Here is an 18245-nt window from a genome sequence, read left to right on the forward strand (position 1 = left end):
CTTGCCTCCATCACTGCCTTGCTGACCCGATGCTTGCGAAGCCATGCGATCAAGCTCCGTCGCCCCGCCGCGGTTGCTGGGCAAGTCTTCCGCTCCGTTACGGTCCGAATGCACGCATCAATCTTGTCTTTGGCGACATCGATGCCGACGACAACCAGATCGTCTTGTGTCATCATCCACTCCCTTCCTTGCCTGGTACGGGCTCGCAGCCCTTGCAACTGTTCGGGTTGAGGAAGACACCGGAGCTGTCCCTTGCTCTGTTAGCAGGCTCTCTCGCCTTTGGGCNCAACGGGCTCAGTTCCGGCAACGGGCGGTTCTGATCCAACCGCCCGTTGCCACATTCTGGCAGTTTTGGGGACACAAGGGCGCAGGGAAGGCCGGGAGCCGGCTGGCACCCGCGGTCCACTGTGCGAGGTTTGCAGTGAGAAAAATTTGCACAGCGGCATACAGGTGAAGCCAGGACATCCCGGCCTTCCCTGCGCAGTGGTTTTACGGCTTATGTCGCGCTCTCCCCGGGGAGCGATGCACTATTGCCCCCGTCGCCTTGCGGATGACTGATGCGCGTGCCCGGTCGGGCCGCCACACCACCGCAACACTTGGCGCAGAGACCCCGGGCGCCAGGACCACACGATTTTGCCGTACGCGAACCACACCTGTCGTTGGCGCGAGGTCTTCGCTCACGGTTGCCCGCCCTGCAAAACCCTTCGCGCCGGTGTGACCCACGTCCACCGCCGCCCGGCCCGCGTACGTGACGATCGCGATGCGCCCCTCTTCCTGGGGCCGGGTTGCGGCGAATATGCGTCATTTCCGAAGTTCGGTAAGCGGAATATTTTCGCCGCGGCGCGTTGACCCACCGCTCGTGTGTTTTGCCCGTCGGGCAACGCAAGGCCTCGTAGCCCGGATGGAGCGTAGCGTAATCCGGGATCGTATCCGCGGATACAATTGCCCCGGATTGCGCTGCGCTCCAGCCGGGCTACGAATGAACCCTCAGTGCCTCACCACCAGCACCGAGCATTTGGCGTAGCGCACGACGTGTCCGGCGTTGGAACCGAGGAAGTAGGTGCGCATCGCCGGCCGGTGCGAGGTCATGACGATCAGGTCGGCCTTCATGTGCGCGGCTTCCTCCAGGATCTCGTGATAGATGCCGCCCTGGCGCACTACGCTCGATATGCGGGAAGGCTCGATGCCGGATTCGCGCGCGACGATGGCGAGGGCTTCTTCCGAGGTCTGGCGCTGTTGCTCGTCGAAATCGGCCGGCACGTATTCGGCCAGCATCACCGGGGTCATCGGCAGCACGTTGAGCAGGCGCACCGTGCCGCTCCAGGTCTGCGACAACGTCGCCGCGGTCGCGATCGCCGGCTTGGCGAGATCGGTGTCGGCGAGGTCGATGGGCACGAGGATGGACTTGAACATCTGCGCCTCCAAATCTTTCGGTCAGCACGTCTTGCCGGCACGTCGCGCGATCAACCCGATCGAAGCAGCTTGGGGCTGACGAACAGCACCAGCTTGCCGCGGCGGTAGGCCACGTCACCCCAATCCTTGACGTCAAAGTCGAAGATCGCAAGCCCCGCCGTGGGCAGATTGTGGGCGAGCGCCTTGGCGCCATCAGGATCGCCGCTGCCGATCAGCATCAGGGCGACCTCATGCATGCCGGGATTGTGGCCGATCAGCAGCAATCGCTTCGGATTGGCCGGGGCAGTTGCAGTGCGAATGGAATCCAGGATCTGCGCGGGATCGGCGCCATAGAGTTCCGGCAGGACCTCGACCTGCGGCGCTGGGACGCGCTCCTTCATCGCCTTCCAGGCGATGTCCCAGGTCTGCCGGGCCCGCACGGCATGCGACACCAGCACGGTATCGGGGAACGGTGGATGGGAGGCGATCCAGTCGCCCATCTGCGCGGCATCCCCATGGCCGCGGTCGTCGAGCCGGCGGTCCCGGTCACGGCCGCTCGGTGCGTCGGTCTCGGTCTTGGCGTGACGCAGCAGCATCAAACGGCGCATGGCATTCTCGAATCGTTACGCATCCAGGATAATCTACAGGCGCCGGTTGAGGACAAGGTGACAAGCGCCCAGTGGGTATCTTAAGAAACGCCATGAGCGAGACTTTCACAACCGTGTCCCAGGAAGAAGCCGGCTTTCGCGACCGCACGCGGCTGTCGTTCGATGTCGATGCCGACATTTGTGTGATCGGAGCGGGGCTTGCCGGGCTTTCCATCGCGCTGGAAGCGGCCCGGCTCGGGGCCAGTGTCGCGGTGCTCGAGGGCCGCCATATCGGCTGGAATGCCTCCGGCAACCAGCTCGGCACCGTGATGCCGGGTTTCGCGCTGCCGCTCACCGACCTGATCGAGCGCATCGGTTTCGAGGACGCGCGCGAATTGTGGGCGCTGTCGAAGGAGGGCGCCGAGTTCGTCCGTGCCAACGCCACGGAAGAGAACATGCCGGGCATCGGCCTTCGCGATGGCGTGCTGGAGGTCTCCAACGTCGACGCCGGCGACCGGCTGATCAGCCGGTTGCAGATGCTGAACGAGGATTTCGACACCGAGGTCGAGGGTTGGCAGGTCGATCGCGTTCGCGAGGTGCTCAAGACCGAGCGTTACTTTCACGGCGTGTACTATCCCAAAGCGTTCCAGGTCGATGGCCGCAAATATGTGCACGGCCTTGCGGCACTGGCGCGGCGGGCCGGCGCCCGCATCTTCGAGGATACGCCGGTGGTCAGCATCGACCATTCCGGCATCCGCAAGCGCATCGTCACGCCCACGGCGCGGCTGCGCGCGACCCACATCGTGCTCGCGGGCAACATCCATCTCGGCGCGCCCTTGAAGCGCCTGTCGGAAACGCTCCTGCCGGTCTGGCGCTATGCCGGCATCACCGCGCCGCTCGGCGAGCGCGTGCACGAGATCATCGCCTTCAAGGGATCGGTGATGGATTCCGACGGCGTCGACCATTTCCGGATCGTCGATGGCGAGCGGCTGATGTGGGAAAGCCCGGAGACCACCTGGGCGGCGCGTCCGCAGCGCTTCGCGGGCGCCGTCAGGCGGCGGATCCGTACGATCTTTCCCCAACTCGGCAATGTCGAGATCACCGAGATGTTCGGCGGCGCCACCGGCCACACAGTGCACGGCATGCCGCAGATCGGTCTGCTGCGCAAAGGCCTGTGGGTGGCGAGCGGGTTCGGCCGCCAGGGCATGAACACCTCGGCCATGGCCGGACAGATGATCGCGCGCAGCATCTTGTGGGGCGATGAGCGCTGGAAGCTGTTCTCGCCGTTCGAGCTGGTCTGGGCGGGCGGTGCCACGGGGCGCGTCGCGGGCCAGCTGGTCGGCATCTGGAGCAGGGCGAGTTCCGCCGCGGCAGGCTCGCTCGCCCGCTATCGCGAGCGTGCCAGGGTCAAGGACAGGAAACGCGAGGCGCGCCTCGCTGAAGCCAACCGGGCCGCCGGCACCGGTCCGCGTCGTCCCCCGGACGGCGTCCGGCCGCGACCGGCCCCGCCGCAGAAGCCTGCGATCGAAGCCGCGGAACCGATCGCGTACGACGACCGCGTCTCGCAATAAGTTGAGCGAAATTCCGCCCGGACGTGTAACGTCGGCTGACAGAAGCCCGTATCTCAGGGCGTGGACTTCGCGCGCACGGAGAATGACATGTTTGACCGCCGCATCCTGCTCACGACTGCCGCCGGCCTGTTCGGCCTTTCCGCCTTCCGCTGGCTGAGAGGAACACCTGCCGAGGCCGGTGAGAAGGCCGCGGAAAAGTTCGAGATCACGAAGACCGAGGCCGAGTGGCGTGCCCAGCTCACGCCACAGCAATATGAGATCCTGCGCAACCACGGCACCGAGCGGCCCGGCTCCAGCCCGCTCTTGAAGGAGCACCGCAAGGGCATCTTCGCCTGCGCCGGCTGCGACCTGCCACTGTTTGCATCCGAGACCAAGTTCGAGAGCGGCACGGGCTGGCCGAGCTTCTATGCGCCGATCGAGGGCAATGTCGGCAAGACCGAGGACCGCACCTTCGGCATGGTGCGCACCGAGGTGCATTGCCGGCGCTGCGGCGGCCATCTCGGCCATGTCTTCGACGACGGCCCGAAGCCGACCGGATTGCGCTATTGCATCGACGGTTTCGGGCTGGTGTTCCACCCCGCGGCGGCATCGGCGACGTAAGGAAGTCCCGGCAATTGTTGCCGGTCCCGGCAAATGTGCCCCGGTCGCCAGGCCGGGGCTTTTTCTTTAAGTCATTGATTTTGTGAAGATACCTGCATTGGCATAGCCCTTGCGACTGTCTCATCCGATTGCGGCCATGGTCGACCGGCCGCCGAGATCGGATTTGGAGACAAAGTTATGGGTATCTTCGATGCAATGAACACCTCGGTGGGTGGCCTGCAGGCGCAGTCCTACGCGCTGCAGAACATTTCCGGCAACATCGCGAACTCATCCACCACCGGTTACAAAGGCATCGGGACCAGCTTCGTCGACCTCATCCCCGACTCCTCGGTCCCGAGCAAGCAGGTCGCGGGCGGCGTGACGGCCAACGCCAAGGCTACCATCACCACGCAGGGCACGATCTCGTCCTCCAGCGTGGCAACCAACATGGCGATCACCGGCGACGGCTTCTTCTCGATCCAGAAGGCGACCGGCGTCGTCGACAACGTTCCGGTGTTCAACGGCGTCACCTATTACACCCGCCGCGGCGACTTCCAGCTCAATGCCAACGGCAACCTCGTCAACGGCGCCGGCTACTATCTGATGGGAACCACGGTCGACCCCAAGACCGGCAACCCGACCGGCAATGTGGCGACGGTCCTGAAATTCCAGAACAACTTTATCCCGGCGCAGGCGACCACCGCGATCCAGTACGCGGCGAACCTGCCGAGCGTGCCGAACACGGCGGCGAGCTCGACCGCGGCGAGCGGCACGCTGCTCGCGGCCGGCGGTCTGAACCCGTCCGATTTCGCCGCCAACCCGCTGATCATCGGCACGCCGCCGCCGCCCTATACCAATGCGACGATTTCCGGGGCAGCCGCCACCGGCAACCTGCGCTCGGCCTACACGGCAACGACCGCGACTGGCTCCGTGGCGCTGCTGGACAGCGCTTCTGCGGCGGCAACCAGCAACACGTCTCTGGACTCCGCCGTATCCCCGCATCTCAACACCAGCCTTCTCACCAACCTGGCCGGCAAGTCGCTGACGGTCAACGGCCAGACCATCAACTTCGACGCCACCGTTTCCGGCGCCTCGACGGTCGGCAGCGTCACCACGATCGGCCTGCTCTCGCCGACCGGCGCAAAGATGTCGGACATCCTGAATGCGATCGTCGTGGGCGCCGGCGGCGCCCCCGCCACCGCGACAATGACCGCCGGCGGCAACATCCAGATCACGACCAGCACCACAGCCGACGTGACGATTAGCGGCACGGCGGCAAGCCTTCTCGGCGTCAGCAGCGTGACGCGCGGCGGTAATGTGCTGTCCACCCCGGCCATTACGGGTGCCACACGACTCGGCGGCTCCGCCACGGCCGGCGGACCGGAAGTCCTCTCGACGCCCTTCGTGGCCGGCAATACGATCCAGGTCAACGGCACGGGACCGGCCAATACGATCACCTTCGTAAACTCCGGTGCCGTCGCTCCGAACCAGATCAACATCACCGACGACATCTCGACCCTGCTCAACCAGATCGACCAGCTCAGCGGTGCGAGCGGCTCTTCGATCAGCGGCGGCGTGATCACCCTGAATACCGGTATCGCCAATCCCACCTTGACGGTGACCAGCAACAATAGCAGCGCCTTCGCCGCGCTCGGCTTCACCTCGACCATCACGAAAAACCGCGGCGGCGGCGGCACGGCCGGCACCGGCGGTGTGATCGGCAACGACATCGCCACGTTCACGAAGGAATCGATCAGTGGCGGTGCGGTCACCGCCTACAACGCCGCCGGCACGCCGGTGAACCTGCAGCTGCGTTGGGCCAAGACCGACAGTGCTTCGCTGGGCACCGGCCATTCCGACACCTGGAACCTGTTCTACCAGACCGACCCGAATGCGACCGGCACCACGGTCGGTTGGGTCAACACCGGGCAGGCCTTCACATTCGCCGCCGACGGCTCGCTGACCTCGCCGAGCGGCTCGGGCATCACCATCAACAATGTCAGCGTCGGAGGCCAGTCGCTCGGCTCGGTGGCCTTCAACATCTCCCAGGGCGGCCTGACGCAATATGCCAGCACCAGCGGCGCGGTGACCATCAACACCATCACCCAGAACGGCTACGCCGCGGGCCAGCTCCGCTCAGTCGCCGTCAACAACAACGGCCTCGTGGTCGGCACCTTCTCCAACGGCCAGAACCTCGACCTCGCGCAGGTCTCGTTGTCGCACTTCAACGGCACCAATTACCTGAAGGCGCTCGACGGCGGCGCTTACGCGGCAACCGAGCAGTCGGGGCCTGCGATCGACGGCGCCTCGGGCACCATCAGCGGCTCGTCGCTGGAAGGCTCCAACACCGACATCGCCGATGAATTCACCAAGCTGATCGTGACCCAGCAGGCCTATTCGGCCAACACCAAGGTGATCACGACGGCGAATTCGATGGTGCAGGATCTCCTCAACGTGTTGCGCTGATCGGCGCATGACGTAACCAAAGGCGGGTCAGTGACATGGGTTTGAGTTCAGCCCTCGCCAGTGCGATGAGCGGTCTGCGTGCCAACCAGGCTGCGCTCTCGATCGTCTCCTCGAACGTCGCCAATGTGCAGACGCCGGGTTACGTCGTCCAGACGCCGAACCAGATCGAGGTCACCACCGGCGAGTTTGGCTCGACGGCGATGACGACCGGCGTCAGCCGGGAGCTCGACGCCTTCGTGCTGAACCAGCTGCGGACCGAGACCGGCGGTAGCGGTTACGCCGACCAGATGGCCAACATCCTGAAGCAGCTTCAGACTGTCTATGGCACGCCAGGTAACAGCGGCACGCTCGAAACCGCGTTGAACAGGTTCACCACGGCGCTGCAGGCGCTGTCGACCAGCTCGGGCGCGTCCTCTGCGCAAACCGTTGCGCTGGGCGCCGCGCAGGCGCTCGCGACGCAGCTCAATGTCGCCACCAAGGGCATCCAGTCGCTGCGCTCCAACGTCGAACAGGACCTCGGCACCTCGGCAGCAGCCGCCAACGCTGCGATGCAGAAGGTCGCCGACATCAACACCAAGCTGCAGGGCCTGTCGGCCAACGACCCTTCGGCCGCGACGCTGATGGACCAGCGCGACCAGGCCATCAACACGCTGTCGAAATATGTCGACGTCCGCGTCACCACCGACGGTTCGAACCAGGCCAACATCTACACCACGACCGGCATCCAGCTGGTCGGTGCTGGGCTCGCCTCGCAATTCACCTTCGCTTCCGCAGGCGCGCTTTCGGCGACGTCGCTGTACAACACCGATCCGGCCAAGTCCGGCGTCGGCGCGTTAAACATCGTGCTGCCGAACGGCTCGAAGGTCGACGTCGTCGCCAACAATGTGGTCTCGTCGGGCCAGATCGCGGCCGATCTGAAGCTGCGGGACGACACGCTGGTGCAGGCGCAGAACCAGATCGACCAGCTCGCCGCCACGATGTCGAGCGCGCTGTCCGATAAGACCACGGCCGGCAGCACCGTCTCCGGCCCGCCGGGTGGTTTCGACCTCGAGCTTGCCGGCGCGCTGCCGGGCAACACCGTCAACATCACCTACACCGACACGGCGACCAACACACAGCGCCAGATCACGCTAGTCAACGTGACCGACCCGGCGGCGCTGCCGCTCCAGAACGCGACGAACGCCAACCCGATGCGGATCGGGGTCAACTTCGCCAGCGGCATGAATGCGATCGCCTCCGCGCTGAACACCGCGCTGTCGGGCTCGCATCTGTCTTTCTCCGCCGCCCCGTCACCGGCGAGCGCCACCACGTTGCGGGTGACCGACGACAACACCGGCCTTGCCAAGGTCAACTCGGCCTCGACCACCAAGACGATCTCGTCGCTCATCTCGGGCAATCCGCAGCTGCCGCTGTTCACCGATGGCGGGCAGGCGCTCTATACCGGCGCGATCACGGCGTCAGGCTCGCAAATGACCGGCCTCGCCGGGCGCATCGCCGTGAACACCCAGCTGGTTTCCGATCCGACCCGGCTGTCGGTCTACAACACCTCGCCGGTGACGCCCTTGGGCGACACCACACGTTCGGACTATCTCTATTCGCAGCTCACCAGTGCGGTGTTCTCCTATTCGCCGCAGAGCGGCCTCGGCTCGGCGAGCCAGCCCTTCACCGGCAGCGTCTCGAACTACCTCCAGCAGTTCCTGAGCGTCCAGGCCAACGCCGCGACGCAGGCGACCCAGCTCCAGCAGGGCCAGGGCGTGGTGGTCTCGACGCTCCAGGCGAAGTTCGACTCGACCGCCAAAGTCAATCTGGACACGGAGATGTCGAGCCTGATCCAGCTTCAGAATGCCTATGCCGCCAACGCCCACGTCATGTCGGTGGTGCAGAGCATGATGAACACGTTGCTCCAGGCTCAAGTGTAACCGGTAACAGGGCTCTGAAAGATGTCGATCAGCAGCATCAACTACTCCTCGTCGGTTCTCGGCGCGCAGATCCGCAACATCAATCAGCAGCTCACCGACCTGTCGACGCAGCTTTCGACCGGCAAGCTGTCGCAGAACTATTCCGGCATGGGCACCAACGAGGGCTTTGCGATCGCCGGGCGCGCGCAGCTCTCCAACATCGCCGCCTATACCGACACGATCACCAACGTCAACGTCAGCATCAATCTCGCCAACACGGCGCTGCAGTCGCTGACGAAGATCCGCAGCACGGTGCAGACCGGCTCGGCCTCTACCGCGCAGGACCTCAACGTCAACGGCCAGACCGTCGCGCAGAACACCGCCGCCGCCCAGTTCGGCTCGATGGTCGGCGTCCTCAACACGCAGACCGGCAGCCGCTATCTGTTCTCCGGAACGGCCGTCAACACCCAGTCGGTCGCGGATGCCGGCGACATCATCAACGGCACCACGACGCAGGCCGGCTTCAAGACCGTCATGGCGGAGCGCCAGGCCGCCGATTTAGGGGCCAACGGCATGGCGCGGCTGGTGCAGACGCAGCCGACGCCAAGCTCCATGCAGGTGTCCGAGGACGTCGCCGGGTCGCCGTTCGGGCTCAAGATCAAAGCGGTGTCCTCGACGCTGACAGGCGCGACCGTCACCGGCCCGAGCGGCTCGCCGGTGTCGTTCTCGGTCGATCTCAACGGCGTCAATCCGAACAACGGCGACAAGCTGAGCGTTCAGTTCACGCTGCCGGACGGGACGACGGAGCAGATCGACCTGACCGCGTCCTCGGCCACGCCGACGCCGCTCGGCAGCTTCGCGATCGATGCAAGCACCCCCGTCAACCCGAACAACACCGCCGCGAACCTCAACACCGCGCTGAACACCGCGATTCAGAAGCTCGCCAACACCTCGCTGGTGGCGGCATCCGCGGTCGTCGCCGGCGACAATTTCTTCAACACCGCGAGCTCTGCGATCGGCACGCCCGTCAACAACCAGGCGGCGCCGCCGGCCCCCGTGACCGGCGCGACGGCGCTATCCGGCGCGAGCCCCTCGGACTCGATCTCGCCGGGCTTCGTCGCGGGCGACACCATCACCGTCAACGGCACCACGCTGACCTTCGTCAGCTCGGGTGCGACCGGCAACCAGCTCAACGTCACCGACAGCATCCAGGCCCTGCTCGGCAAGATCGACCAGATCACCGGGACGTCGAAGCCCTCGACGGTCCATGGCGGCTCGATCACGATCAACACCGACGATGCGGCGAGCCTCAACATCACGACTTCGAACACCGGCGCGCTGAGTGCGCTCGGTTTCAGCGCGACGCCCGTCACCGCCACCCAGCCGCCATTGCGCGTTGGCTCCTCGCCGGCGAGCTCGGCGACCACGCTGGTGAACGGCTCGGCCACCACAGTGAAGTGGTACCTCGGCAATGACGGGCCCGGCTCGCCGCGCTCGACCGCGATGGCACGGGTCGACGATGCCGTCACGGTGCAGTATGGCGCCCAGGCGAATGAGGATGCGATCCGCCGGCAATTGCAGGCAATCGCGGTGTTCGGCACCTTCTCGACCTCGCCGACGGGGCAGTATTCGGGCGGGCAGGTCTCGGCGCTGAGCCTGCGGGTGACCCAGGCGCTGACCCAGCAGCCCGGACAGCAGCGCATCGAGGATATCCAGACCGACATCGCGATGGCCCAGAACACGATGAAGGACGCGAGCACGCGCCAGACCCAGGCCAAGGCACAGCTGCAGACCATCATCGACCAGGCGGAATCGGCTTCGCCCGACCAGGTCGCGAGCGAGATCCTGGCGCTGCAGAACGCCCTGCAGGCGTCCTACCAGGTGACCTCGAACCTGGCGCAGCTCTCGCTCGTCAAGTTCCTGTAAGGGCCGCGTTAAGACGCCGTTAACCATGCCTGTTTACCTCTTGGTGAGGATTGCAGGGGGCGGAGCGGTCGATGTCTGACAGGATGCAGCTGGTGGTGGCGACGCCTTGCTTCGGCGGGCAGGTGTCCAGCATCTTTGCGAGCTCGATCTTCGCGCTGCAGCGCGCCGTGCACGGCATGTCCAATCTCGAGCTCAAGGTGCACTTGCGCGAGGGCGACGCGCTGATCACGCGGGCACGGGCCAACCTGGTCGCGATGTTCCTGGACGATCCCAAGGCGACGCATTTCCTGTTCATCGATGCCGATATCGGGTTCAAGCCGGAGCAGGTGTTCCGGCTGATCGAGTGCGGCGCGGACGTCGTCGCCGGCTGCTATCCGATCAAGCGGGTCAACTGGGACAAGGCCGCGCGTGCGATCCAGTCCGGCCGGGCCGACGTGGCGGCCGCCTCGCTCGACTACGTGCTCGAGATCGAGGATCCCGACCGCATCGTCGTCGTCAACGGCTTTACCCGCGTGCGCTATGCCGGCACTGGTTTCCTGATGATCCGGCGTCACGTGCTGGAGGCGATGTGCCGCCACCCGGATTATGCGAGCCTGCAATTCTTCCGCGAGCATTCGCACGATGCGCTGGCGGCGAGCCCGAACCGGTTCGCGCTGTTCGAATGCATGATCGATCCGGCAACCGGCACGTATTTGTCCGAGGACTTCGCCTTCTGCAAGCGCTGGACCGATATCGGCGGCGAGATCTGGGCCGACATTCAGAGCTCGCTCGATCACGTCGGGCCGTCGGTGTTCCGCGGCGACATCGCCTCGCAATTCGCGCCGGCGCCTGCGGCGGCGGCCGATGCCGCGGCGTGAGCGGTCCGGGATGAGCGCCGGCGCATCCCGCCTGCCAGAGATGGAACGCGCGTCCGACGGCGGTTCGCGCTATCGCCTGCGCGATCTCTTCACGCCCCTCGACACGCTGCTCGTCTCCGGCGGAGATCCGCGGCTCGCGCTCGACGCCGGGGATCGCGTCAACGCGTATGGCTGCGCGGCCTCGCCGGAGCCGGAGATCTGGAATTTCGCCTCCTCGACCGCATCGACGATCTCGCAAGCGGCCTATGACCGGGCCGCGCTGGCGCGCGAAGAGCTGATGCACAAGTGCCTGTTCGACGAGGTCGAGATCGCTTTCGACGCGCGCTGCGAGGACATGCGCGACGAGCTGCGCGGCCATCTTCAGCTCTCGCCGCGAGTCGACGTGGTGTTCTCGCCGTCCGGCACGGACTCGCAGCTCCACGCCCTGTTCCTGGCGTGCACGATATTCGGCGCGCGGCCGGTGACGATCGTGGTCGGCGCCGACCAGACCGGCAGCGGGACGAGCCATACCGCCCGCGGGCACCATTTCAGCTCGATGACGGCGAGCGGCGTTGCGGTTCGCAAGAACGCTGCGATTGCCGGGCTCGCCGGCGCAAGTCTTGCGTTGCCGCTGTGCGCAGCCGCGCCCGGGATCGCCATGCGCGCGGACGCCGATGTCGCCGTGCTGCATGCGGTCGAGGCCACGATCGCGCAAGGCGCGCCGGTTCTGCTCCAGATCATGGACTGCTCGAAGCTCGGCTGGCGCGCGCCGAGCGCGGCCTGCCTCGAGGAGATCGGGCGGCGCTGGCCACGCAAGGTCCAGATCGTCGTCGATGCCTGCCAGGCCAGGCTTGTCCGCCGCCGCCTGCGCTCCTATCTCGACTGCGGCTATATGGTGCTGATGACCGGCTCGAAATTCTTCGGCGGGCCTGCCTTCAGCGGCGCGCTGCTGGTGCCGAAGGGCCTCTCGCGGTCGCTCGATCGGATCCAGGGAATCGCGCCCGGTATCTTCGACTACGCCGGCCGTTGCGATTGGCCGATAGCCTGGACGGCGCTGCGTTCGCGGTTCGAACGCCGTCCGAATTTCGGTCAATGGCTGCGCTGGGAGGCGGCGCTGGCCGAGATCGGCAGCTACTACGCCGTGCCCGGGGCTTTCCGCGCCGTGATGCTCGCCGAGCTTGCCGCCGGCATCGACAGCATGATCGCATTGTCGCCATCGTTGCGCTCTGTTCCAGCCGCGCCGAACATGGCCGGCGTGGATGACGAGGAATTCGCGCACGCCACGATCTTTCCGTTCACGCTGCTGCGCGACGGCAAGCCGGTCTCGATCGCCGAGACGGCGGCCGTTCATCGCGCGCTGGCGCGTGACATGAGCGAGGCGATCAGCGGCAGCGCGGCGGACCGGCAGGTGGCCGCGCAGCGCTGCCTGATCGGCCAGCCGGTCCGGCTGGAGCGGCAGGACGAGACGCCGCAGGCCGTGCTGCGCCTCTGCGTCGGCGCACGGCTCGTGACGGAGGCCTGGTCGCCGGACAGGGCGGAGGCGCAACGCAATGTGCAGCATATTCTCGACCGCATCGCCCATGTTCTGGTGAAGATCGAGCTGCTGCTCGACCGTGGCGCAGGCGCGGCCGCGCCGGTCAAGTCTGCGTTCGAGGTGTGAGATGCAGCATCCAGTTTCCGCGCCGATCGGCTTGACCGCGGCGAACTATGCCGACCGCATCGGCTTTGCGCAGCTGACGCGCCAGGCCTTCGAAGGCATCGATCTGCATCCGTTGCGCAACCAGCTCGTGGCGCGGATCGCGGCGGGGACGGCGCTCGCGGGCGAAGGGCTGGATCTGTCGTTGATCACCCAGCTTCTGGGCGACAAGGATCAGGGGCTTGCGATCCAGTCCGAGGTGCTGACCTTCCATCAATTGTTCCGCACGCCCGGCGCGGCCCCGAAGCCGGGCTTGCGCGTGCTCGCGCTTGCAGCCGACATCGACATGGGCGGCAACACGCCGATCGATTTCCTGCTCGAAGGCTCCGACCTCGAGCTATTGACTCTCTATGTGGTCAAGGGTGTCGGTCTGCCGGAAAGCTTGCCCGAGCACGACGTTGCCATCGTGGTCGCGTCCGATTCCGAGGAATGCCGTGAGGCGCTCGCGCAGGTCGAGAACGCCGCGCCGCGCTGGCCACGGCCACTGCTCAATCGCCCCGATCGCATCGGCAATCTCGATCGCGACAAGCTGTATCGGCTGCTGACTGGTGTGCCGGGTCTGGACATTCCCGCGACCATCCACGCAACGCGGGCGCAATTGTCCGATCTCGCCCGAGGCCGGATCGCTTGCGGGGACATCGCGGGCGAATTGCACTTTCCGATCATCGCGCGGCCGCGCGGCTCGCATGCCGGCGTCGGACTCGCGAAGCTCGATGATGCGGCGGCGCTCGCGGCCTATCTCGCTGAACGGAAAGAGCAGGACTTCTTCGTCGCACGCTTCGTCGACTATGTGAGCCCCGACGGGCTCTACCGCAAGTATCGCCTCGCCATGGTCGACGGCAAGCCCTATGCCTGCCACATGGCGATCGCCGACCGTTGGGACATCTGGTATCTCAACGCCTACATGGCCTTCAGCGAAGAGAAGCGGGCCGAGGAAGCCGCCTTCATGCGCGACTTCGACCACGCCTTCGCCGCGCGCCACGGAAACGCGCTCGAGGAGATGAGCCGGCGCGTCGGCCTCGATTATTTCATCGTCGATTGCGCCGAGAACGCGAACGGCGAGCTTTTGGTGTTCGAGGCCGACAACACCGCCGTCGTGCACAACATGGATTCGCCGGTCGTGTTTCCCTACAAGCCGCCGCAGATGCGCAAGATCTTTGCCGCGTTCACGGCGATGCTGTTGCGGCATGCAAAGACGGGCGGGGAGGGCGCAGCATGAACGAGATCATCCGTAATACGCAAAGCTCCGTCGCGAATACCTCGCTCGATCCGCAGGACTGGAGCGAGTTTCGCGCGCTGGCCCACCGCATGCTGGACGAGACGATCGACGGCATCGCCAACGTTCGGGCGCGCCCCGTCTGGCGGCCGATCCCAGATGACGTCCGTGCGGCATTCAGGGCGGACGTGCCGCGCGAGGCGAGCAACCTTGCCGAGGTCTATCGCGAATTCTCCGAGCATGTCGCGCCCTATGCGACCGGCAACATCCATCCCGGCTTCATGGGCTGGGTGCATGGCGGCGGCACCGCGGTCGGCATGCTCGCGGAGATGCTTGCGGCAGGCCTCAACGCCAATCTTGGCGGACGCGACCACATGCCGATCGAGGTCGAGCGCCAGATCGTCGACTGGATGCGTCGCCTGTTCCTCTTTCCCGAGAGCGCAAGCGGCATCTTCGTCACGGGCACGTCGATGGCCAATCTGATGGCCGTGCTGGTGGCGCGCACCGCCGCACTCGGCACGCTGGCGCGGCAGCACGGCATCGGCAATGACGGTGCGCTGCTCACGGCCTATACGTCGCAGGCAGCGCATGGCTGCATATCGAGAGCGATGGACATCGCCGGGCTCGGCACGGATGCGCTGCGCAATATCGCCGTCGATGCCGATCATCGCATCGATGTTGCCGCATTGCGCGCGCAGATCGCCGTTGATCGCGAGGTCGGCTTCAAGCCGTTCCTGGTGGTCGCGTCCGCCGGCACGGTCGATATCGGTGCGATCGACGACCTCAGGGCGGTCGCTGAGCTGTGCCGCGAGGAACGAATCTGGTTTCACGTCGACGGCGCTTTCGGTGCGCTCGCGATCCTGTCGCCGGAGCTTGCGCCGCTGCTCGGCGGCATCGAGCTTGCGGATTCAATCGCACTCGACTTCCATAAATGGGGACAGGTGCCATACGACGCAGGCTTCCTGCTGGTGCGCGACGGCGAGCAGCATCGGCAGGCCTTTGCGCAGCCGGCGGCCTATCTGCGCCGCGAGGCGAGGGGGCTTGCGGCGGGCGCGATCTGGCCGTGCGATCTCGGTCCCGATCTGTCGCGCGGCTTCCGGGCGCTGAAGACGTGGTTCACGCTGAAGACGTCCGGCACCGACCGGCTGGGCCGTGCGATCGCACGAAGCTGCGCGCTGGCGAAGTATCTCGAAGCTCGCGTGCTGGCCGAACCGCGGCTGGAATTGCTGGCGCCGGTCAATCTCAACATCGTCTGCTTCCGCTATCGCAGCAGTGATGCCGTCAATCGCGAGATCGTCGCCGACATCCAGGAGTCCGGCATCGCCGCGCCCTCGAGCACGACGCTCGACGGAAAGTTCGCGATCCGCGCCGCGATCGTCAATCACCGCACCGAGGAGGCGGACATCGATGCGCTGGTCGCGGCCGTGCTGCAGTTCGGTGGACAGCGGAGCGGCGGAGTGATCGAGGTCGAGGCGCCGCCGCTCGCGGCGCAGTAGCATTGATGCATGCCTGAAACGACGACGGCCCCGGAGGCGATCCGGGGCCGTCGTCGTTCGCGCGGCTTGGGTACGCGAAAGCGTGTGGTCAGGCGGCGGAGCTCACCTCGGCCTTGTCCGCTTCCGCCTTGGGATGCGTGGCCGCGTACTGATCCCGCAGCTTCTCTTCATAGGCAATCAGCTTGCGGGCGTCCTTCAGCGCCCGGTAGAGGTCGCCGTTCAGGATGTTGTTGTTGATGCCTTCGATGATCGGCCAGGAGCTCGGCACCGCGGTCACGATGTCGCGCACCAGGTTGAAATAGGTGCCGTGTTGGGTCTGCGGATCCGGCGAGATGTACATGAGCTGGACCGCCAGGTAGACGAGCTTGGCGGGCGTATCGGCGGTCTCCGGCGTGAGGATGTCGCGCTCGCGCAGGATCGGCACGTTGTCGCCGTCGATCAGGAGGCGGGCGCGCTGGTCCGTGTTGGTAATCACGCAGTTACCGACGATGATGCGTTCGTGCGGTCTGAGCTCGACCTTGAGGGCCATGCCTGTTCTCCATCAACGCTTTCGTAACCGAGCGTTCGTTGCGGCTCATCAAGGCCTGATTCTCGCTCGTAATTAGTTAACGAGCTGTAAATCACTGGCGTTCACGCCAAAAAGCTCAACATTGTCAAAGGTGTATGCGTGCGGCAGTGCGGCGGTGCGCGCAGCTCCCAGACCCGAATCACGCGCGAGCCAGCAAAAGCACGGGTTTCATTTCATGTTTCGTTAGAGGACTCGGCGCCACGGTCCGCCGGTCGCTGGGTCAATCTCGATCCAAGCAGACGCGTAACAGTAGCGTCGTTTACCAGAAAGGTAACAGAGTCATGTCCGGTATCGTTCTCTCCGCATCGGTTCGTCAGAACCTGCTCTCCCTCCAGTCCACCGCTGACCTCCTCGCCACCACGCAGAGCCGTCTGTCGACCGGCAAGAGCGTCAACTCGGCCCTGGACAATCCCACCAACTTCTTCACCGCCCAGTCGCTCGACAACCGCGCCAGCGACATCAACAACCTGCTCGACGGTATCGCCAACGGCGTGCAGGTGCTGCAGGCTGCCAACACCGGCATCACCTCGCTGCAGAAGCTGATCGACAGCGCCAAGTCGATCGCCAACCAGGCGCTGCAGACCACGGTCGGCTACTCCACCAAGTCCAACGTCTCCGCCACGATCTCGGGNGCGACGGCCGCGGANCTGCGGGGCACGACNTCCTATGCCAGCGCCACGGCGCTCGGCAACGTGCTGTACAGCGGCGCTNCCGGCGGCACGACCGCTGCGACCGGCACGACGACTCTCGGCGCGACCCAGGGCACGTTCTCGAACACGGTGGCCGTGAACGCNGCCGACGGCACCACCGCCGTGACCGGCACGATGACCCTGATCGGCACCACCGCGGCCTCCAAGATCGGCACGGCTCCCGCCGACGGCGACACGCTGACGGTGAACGGCAAGACCATCACCTTCCGCGCCGGCTCGGCCCCGGCCGCCAGCGCGGTCGCGAGCGGCTCTGGCGTCAGCGGCAACCTGGTGACGGACGGCAACGGCAATACGACCGTCTATCTCGGCACCGCCGGCACCCCGGCTGCGACCGTCAACGACGTGCTGACGGCGATCGACCTCGCCAGCGGCGTGCAGACCTCGACGATCACCAACGGTGCTGCGACCATCGGTGCGGCCTCCGGCGCGACGGCGTCGTCGATGACCGCAGGTATCGTGGCGCTGAAGAGCTCGACGGGTGCGGACGTGTCCGTGACCGGCAAGGCCGACTTCCTCAAGGCGCTGGGTCTGACCACCGCAACGGGTGGCGGCAACGCCACGGCGACGGCGACCCGCACGACCAGCTCGGGCTCCCTGGGGGCTCTGATCGCGGACGGTTCGACCCTGAACGTCGACGGTCACGTCATCACCTTCAAGAACGCGCCGGTCCCGGGCTCGACCAATGCCCCGGCGATCCCGACCGGCTTCGGCAAGAGCGGCAACGTGCTCACCGACGGCAACGGCAACTCGACGGTCTATCTCCAGGCCGGCACTGTCGCCGACGTGCTCAACGCGATCGACCTTGCCACCGGCGTGCAGACTGCCACCATTGCCGCCAACGGCACCGCAACGCTTGGGGCCGCCTCCGGCCAGATCGCCTCGTCGATCAACGCCTCCGGCCAGCTCAAGCTCTCGACCGGCGTCAATGCCGACCTGGCGATCACGGGCACCGGCAACGCGCTGAATGCGCTNGGCCTTGCCGGCAACACCGGCACCGCCACCGCGTTCTCGGCGGCGCGCACCTCCGGCATCGGCGGCATCAGCGGCAAGACCTTGACCTTCACCTCCTTCAACGGCGGCACGGCGGTCAANGTCACGTTCGGCGACGGCACCAACGGCACGGTGAAGACGCTGGATCAGCTCAACTCGAAGCTCCAGGCCAACAACCTGTCCGCGACGATCGACGCCAACGGCCTGCTGACGATCTCGACCACCAACGACTACGCGTCCTCGACCATCGGTTCGAGCGCCGCGGGCGGTGCGATCGGCGGCACGCTGACCTCCTCGCTGACGTTCTCGACGGC

General features: G+C 65.9%; 13 protein-coding genes. 10 read left to right on the top strand and 3 right to left on the bottom strand.

Features of this window, described 5'->3' with window-relative positions:
- Positions 1–987 precede the first annotated feature (987 nt).
- Positions 988–1413: a universal stress protein gene (locus YU9_RS0136135; RefSeq protein ID WP_027577099.1), complete on the bottom strand. Its 426-nt coding sequence runs from the start codon at positions 1411–1413 to the stop codon at positions 988–990.
- A gap of 50 nt (positions 1414–1463) precedes the next feature.
- On the bottom strand, positions 1464–2000 hold the full coding sequence (locus YU9_RS0136140; protein WP_027577100.1) for a histidine phosphatase family protein: 537 nt from the start codon (positions 1998–2000) through the stop codon (positions 1464–1466).
- A gap of 92 nt (positions 2001–2092) precedes the next feature.
- Here YU9_RS0136140 and YU9_RS0136145 point away from each other — a divergent pair, with 92 nt between their 5' ends.
- The 9 genes from YU9_RS0136145 (at position 2093) to YU9_RS0136185 (ending at position 15663) form a co-directional block, all read left to right on the top strand.
- Entirely contained in the window at positions 2093–3550 is a 1458-nt protein-coding gene (locus YU9_RS0136145; protein ID WP_027577101.1) for an FAD-binding oxidoreductase, read from the top strand.
- Positions 3551–3637: 87 nt separating this feature from the next.
- Positions 3638–4150 carry a peptide-methionine (R)-S-oxide reductase MsrB gene (gene msrB / locus YU9_RS0136150; RefSeq protein ID WP_027577102.1) on the top strand — a complete coding sequence of 171 codons (513 nt, stop codon included), beginning with the start codon at positions 3638–3640 and terminating at the stop codon, positions 4148–4150.
- A 177-nt stretch (positions 4151–4327) separates the two neighbouring features.
- Positions 4328–6595: a flagellar hook-basal body complex protein gene (locus YU9_RS0136155; protein ID WP_027577103.1), complete on the top strand. Its 2268-nt coding sequence runs from the start codon at positions 4328–4330 to the stop codon at positions 6593–6595.
- Positions 6596–6630: 35 nt separating this feature from the next.
- Positions 6631–8514 carry a flagellar hook-associated protein FlgK gene (gene flgK, locus YU9_RS0136160; RefSeq protein ID WP_027577104.1) on the top strand — a complete coding sequence of 628 codons (1884 nt, stop codon included), beginning with the start codon at positions 6631–6633 and terminating at the stop codon, positions 8512–8514.
- Positions 8515–8535: 21 nt separating this feature from the next.
- A complete protein-coding gene (locus YU9_RS0136165) occupies positions 8536–10419 on the top strand; it encodes a flagellar protein (protein WP_027577105.1) in 1884 nt (627 codons plus the stop codon).
- Positions 10420–10490: 71 nt separating this feature from the next.
- The gene (locus YU9_RS0136170; RefSeq protein WP_027577106.1) at positions 10491–11276 is read left to right on the top strand and encodes a hypothetical protein; all 786 of its coding nucleotides are present in this window, start codon (positions 10491–10493) and stop codon (positions 11274–11276) included.
- 10 nt (positions 11277–11286) lie between these two features.
- Positions 11287–12915, top strand: a complete 1629-nt coding sequence (locus YU9_RS0136175) for a hypothetical protein (RefSeq protein ID WP_027577107.1) — start codon at positions 11287–11289, stop codon at positions 12913–12915.
- Between the two features lies 1 nt (position 12916).
- A complete protein-coding gene (locus YU9_RS0136180) occupies positions 12917–14170 on the top strand; it encodes a hypothetical protein (RefSeq protein WP_027577108.1) in 1254 nt (417 codons plus the stop codon).
- Positions 14167–15663, top strand: a complete 1497-nt coding sequence (locus YU9_RS0136185) for an aspartate aminotransferase family protein (RefSeq protein ID WP_027577109.1) — start codon at positions 14167–14169, stop codon at positions 15661–15663. The genes YU9_RS0136180 and YU9_RS0136185 overlap by 4 nt, the downstream gene beginning before the upstream one ends.
- 88 nt (positions 15664–15751) lie before the next feature.
- On the opposite strand, the gene flbT is transcribed toward YU9_RS0136185, so the two are convergent.
- A complete protein-coding gene (gene flbT, locus YU9_RS0136190; protein ID WP_027577110.1) occupies positions 15752–16192 on the bottom strand; it encodes a flagellar biosynthesis repressor FlbT in 441 nt (146 codons plus the stop codon).
- A 320-nt stretch (positions 16193–16512) separates the two neighbouring features.
- On the opposite strand from flbT, the gene YU9_RS0136195 reads away from it, so the two are divergent.
- The coding region (locus YU9_RS0136195) for a DUF1522 domain-containing protein (protein WP_027577111.1) at positions 16513–18245 on the top strand (1733 nt) is incomplete at its 3' end.

Origin of the sequence: Bradyrhizobium sp. WSM1743 (genome assembly GCF_000473065.1) — a bacterium.
GTDB lineage: Bacteria > Pseudomonadota > Alphaproteobacteria > Rhizobiales > Xanthobacteraceae > Bradyrhizobium.